Genomic DNA, 4163 nt, shown 5'->3' on the forward strand with positions numbered 1-4163 from the left:
TCATGTTCATCTGCCTATCCTTAACTCTCTATAGAGTAAATTGAGATAGGCAGTTACACAAAATTAGTTACAGTCTCCACTAATCCTATAAAGCACACGACACCTTTTGATAAGTTCACCGACGACGTACTTCCCGCTATCCAAGAACCTTTATTAGAAACACACAGTTTCATTATTTATGCCGGCGCAGTTGACGTAAATGGTTACTTTCCTACCCACAACAAAAAGTTTAGTCAGCCCCTTACTGGTAATTACGATACGGATTTAGCAAATAACAGAACGAAACGGATATTCGATGACAAAACCGGAAGTCGTTGTGGCAGCAATACCTCTACTTTCTTGCTACAAACTTACAAACGAGATACAGGTGAGGTCATGCATGATCTATCTGCACCGATATATGTGAACGGTAAACATTGGGGAGGGTTTCGTATTGGTTATAAAGCCAAAGAGCAGTAAGTTCTCTGTATTTACGTATAAGCGCTATCTTCCGTTTTCTCACTTTAACGAATGAAAGTGGTAATGCTCTAGCGCTTAGCAATATTGGCAACAATATTATTCCTTCTTTGCGCTTTTATTTGCTGCTTCGTTACCCTACCATTAGCGAATTGTTCGCAGTTCGTAAAACTCTATGCCTTCACTACAACCATACAGCACATTTGGCCTCGCCGCTTCTTGTGATTCTATCCAGTCGTTTAGCGACGTTACTTCATTCCTGTCTATCTTCAAAACTTCTAAAAACAATAACAAAGCCATTTATATATTGGGCGGTGGAAGCAATTCAGTCTTCACTGACGACTTTGACGGTACAATTCTGGTTAACGAGATTAAGGGAATAAGCCATTTTGATACTGAAAGTCACCACTACTTACGGGTAGGTGCAGGTGAAAACTGGCATGACTTCGTCACTTTGTGTATGAAAGAGAAGTGGTATGGTTTCGAAAATCTCGCCTTAATACCAGGTTCAGTAGGCGCATGCCCAATTCAGAATATTGGTGCGTACGGACGAGAAGTGAATACGTTAATCGACAAAGTAGAGTGTGTATTTCTTGAAACCGGCGAGCAGGTATTGTTGGGCAACGAAGACTGTCAATTTGGCTATAGAGACAGTGTGTTCAAGCATGCACTAGCGAACAAAGTGCTAATCACTCATGTAAACTTTAAACTGCCCAAGCACTACGAACTCGAGACCAGCTATGGCGAACTAGCGGCACTCACTGAGCCTACACCAGAAAAGGTGTATAGTAAGGTAATAGAAATTAGGAAGAGCAAACTTCCCGATCCTGCCGAGCTAGGCAATGCTGGAAGTTTCTTTAAAAACCCAGTGGTTTCAAAAGCTGTGTTTCAAGCGATCGCACAAGGGTATGATTCAGTGCCACATTTTGTGGTGCACGGAGGTGTTGAGCTGCCAGCCACTGAAAAAGAACAAATAAAAATTCCTGCCGCGTGGCTTATCGACCAGGCAGGTTTTAAGGGCAAGACTTTGAATAAAGTACGATGCCACCCTACACAGCCATTGGTGCTTACTAACTTAGGTGGCGCCACCGGAAGTGATGTAATAACCATGGCAAAAGATATCATAGCAAGCGTACAGGGTAAGTTCGGCATACAGCTTGAACCAGAAGTGCGCTTATTAGGAAGCAAAGGACTTATTTCGCTATGAGACAAGCATCAAAAGCTATAAGAAAACATATACTCGCTTTGTTGTCCGACGGCCAGTTTCACTCAGGCGAAACCATTGCACAGCAAGTGGGCCTTTCGCGTACAGCAGTTGCAGGCCATATTTCCCAACTCGCCGATTGGGGATTAGATGTATTTAAAGTAAAAGGTAAAGGCTACCGTTTAGAACGAGGGTTTCCATTGTTAAGCGCCGACAGCATTAAACGTCATTTAGGCAATACAAAACGAGCGGTTATTGATGTGGAGTCGGTATTACCTTCCACCAATACGGAAATGAAGAAGCGTATTGCCAGCAAACGAGAAGATCTTGAAAACGGCGATGTCGTTTTTGCTGAAATTCAGACCGATGGACGCGGTAGACACGGCCGTTCATGGTTAGCGCCAGTTGGCGGAAGCTTAACTTTTTCTATGTACTGGTCTTTTCCCGACGGTTATCAAAGCATGGCGGGACTTTCTTTATTGGTAGGCTTGGCAGTTTGCGATGCACTTAAAGAATTTGGCGTAGAAGACGCCGAGCTTAAATGGCCGAATGACATTTATTTGCAAGGTAAAAAGCTTGCGGGCGTACTTATTGAAGTAGAAGGGCAAATAGGCGCTACGGCGCATAGTGTTATCGGCATAGGTTTGAATGTTTGCGTACCCGATAATCAGTACGATGTTGGTCAGCCTCATAGCGATCTTGCGTCATATTTGGGCACTATCCCAGATAGAAATGCTTTAGCGGCAGAAATTATAAAATCGCTATGGTCTTATTTACCTAAATTTACCCAGCAGGGCTTCGGGCCATTCACAGCATATTGGGAAGCGCTCGACTTATACGCCGATAAACGCATTGTTTTACAAATGGGTGAGAAGCGTTTTTCCGGAATTGATAGGGGAGTGGACGCCAGCGGCGCGCTACTAGTTGAAACACAAGACGGTATTACCCGATTCCACGGTGGCGAAGTTAGCCTTAGAGGCAATTAACTTTTTATTTTTGTTTTATTTTATAGCTGAGCTACGAAGATTTTAGCCATTATTTATAATAAAAGTACTTCGTAGTTCATCTTTGTGATTTTTAAATAGCGTTTTATCCGTTCGTTTTACGCATTGCTTTGCGATTGAAACCAAAAATATGAACAACATTGAAGAAAACCACGTCATATTAGTGGATATCGGTAACACCCGAATAAAATATTCACTGCTTTGTCATGCAGAAGAAGAGCCTAATGCATGTGAAGATGCCAATTCTCTCTTCTCTTTTATCGATTCTCAGAAAAAAATTTCCCATTTATATATAGCTTCGGTAAGAAATCAGGAGCTGGTTGATGAAATATCCGCCATGTGTAACGAGCGAAATATTGTTTTTGTAGAAAAGCACACCGAGAAAGAAGCCTTCGGCATAAAAAATAGTTACGCGAATGTTCAAAAAATGGGCGTTGATAGATGGCTTGCCATGGTCTGTGCTGCAGAAAAATCAAAAAAAGCATTTTTTGTTATGGATGTAGGTACGGCAATAACGGTTGATTTTGTGGTGGATGGTCAACATTTAGGCGGTTGGATCGTACCTGGATTTCAAGTAATGCGTAATGCATTAGTTGCTTCAACTAAAAAAGTGTTCGCGAATGATGAAATTCCGACCACCTTTGGAGTGGGGACCGATACAGAAGATTGTGTGGCAACAGGGTGTCATGCTGCCCTATATGGTGTTTATTTGAGCGCGGTTGATTACATATCAAGCAAACAAACCGAATTTGACATAATTTTAGGGGGGGGAGACAAAAAAGTGTTTGCATTCTTAAAATCTGCTGATAACATGCGCCTCGCTCATTTGGTGATGCAGGGTCTTGCCCGCTACGCTCGAAGTGAACTTTTAAAGGGAACGTCGACGTAAGTTTTTGATTAGTTGAAAAATTGGTCAAAAAAGAAAATTGAAAAATTTTCAAAAAGACACTTGCACAGAGTTAAACAATACTCTAGAATGCGCACCCACTTGATGTAGTGCCGACTTAGCTCAGTTGGTAGAGCAACTGACTTGTAATCAGTAGGTCGCCAGTTCGATTCCGGCAGTCGGCACCATCAATCTGGAGGGGTACCCAAGCGGTCAACGGGAGCAGACTGTAAATCTGCCGGCTCAGCCTTCGCAGGTTCGAATCCTGCCCCCTCCACCACTTTCTCTATGAGGTGGCCAGAGAATTAGGATTGCGGGCATCGTATAATGGCTATTACCTCAGCCTTCCAAGCTGATGATGCGGGTTCGATTCCCGCTGCCCGCTCCAAATCAGTGCTGATATAGCTCAGTTGGTAGAGCGCACCCTTGGTAAGGGTGAGGTCGGCAGTTCAAATCTGCCTATCAGCACCAGTTTATTTCTCCCCAGCTCATGTAAAATTTCTAAATTTTTTAATGTAACTTTGCTGGGATAATAGAAATGGCAAAAGAAAAGTTTGAACGTACGAAACCCCACGTAAACGTGGGTACAATCGGCCACGTTGACCACGGTAAA

The 4163-nt window shown here is 42.9% G+C and carries 3 protein-coding genes, 4 tRNA genes and 2 pseudogenes; all 9 read left to right on the forward strand.

Annotated features, from left to right (window positions below):
• Positions 1–75 precede the first annotated feature (75 nt).
• A pseudogene (locus QME20_RS19485) lies at positions 76–459 on the forward strand (chemotaxis protein); the annotation flags it as partial.
• Between the two features lie 172 nt (positions 460–631).
• Entirely contained in the window at positions 632–1663 is a 1032-nt protein-coding gene (gene murB / locus QME20_RS19490; RefSeq protein ID WP_075176698.1) for a UDP-N-acetylmuramate dehydrogenase, read from the forward strand.
• Positions 1660–2646: a bifunctional biotin--[acetyl-CoA-carboxylase] ligase/biotin operon repressor BirA gene (gene birA / locus QME20_RS19495; protein ID WP_039222269.1), complete on the forward strand. Its 987-nt coding sequence runs from the start codon at positions 1660–1662 to the stop codon at positions 2644–2646. Before murB ends, birA begins: the two co-directional genes overlap by 4 nt.
• 148 nt (positions 2647–2794) lie before the next feature.
• Entirely contained in the window at positions 2795–3553 is a 759-nt protein-coding gene (locus QME20_RS19500) for a type III pantothenate kinase (RefSeq protein WP_101565988.1), read from the forward strand.
• A 109-nt stretch (positions 3554–3662) separates the two neighbouring features.
• Positions 3663–3738: transfer RNA gene (locus QME20_RS19505), tRNA-Thr, on the forward strand.
• Between the two features lie 7 nt (positions 3739–3745).
• Positions 3746–3830: transfer RNA gene (locus tag QME20_RS19510), tRNA-Tyr, on the forward strand.
• Positions 3831–3863: 33 nt separating this feature from the next.
• Positions 3864–3938: transfer RNA gene (locus QME20_RS19515), tRNA-Gly, on the forward strand.
• 7 nt (positions 3939–3945) lie between these two features.
• Positions 3946–4021 (forward strand) — tRNA-Thr (locus tag QME20_RS19520).
• Between the two features lie 67 nt (positions 4022–4088).
• A pseudogene (locus QME20_RS19525) lies at positions 4089–4163 on the forward strand (elongation factor Tu); the annotation flags it as partial.

Origin of the sequence: Alteromonas sp. CyTr2, from assembly GCF_947311905.1 — a bacterium.
GTDB lineage: Bacteria > Pseudomonadota > Gammaproteobacteria > Enterobacterales > Alteromonadaceae > Alteromonas > Alteromonas macleodii.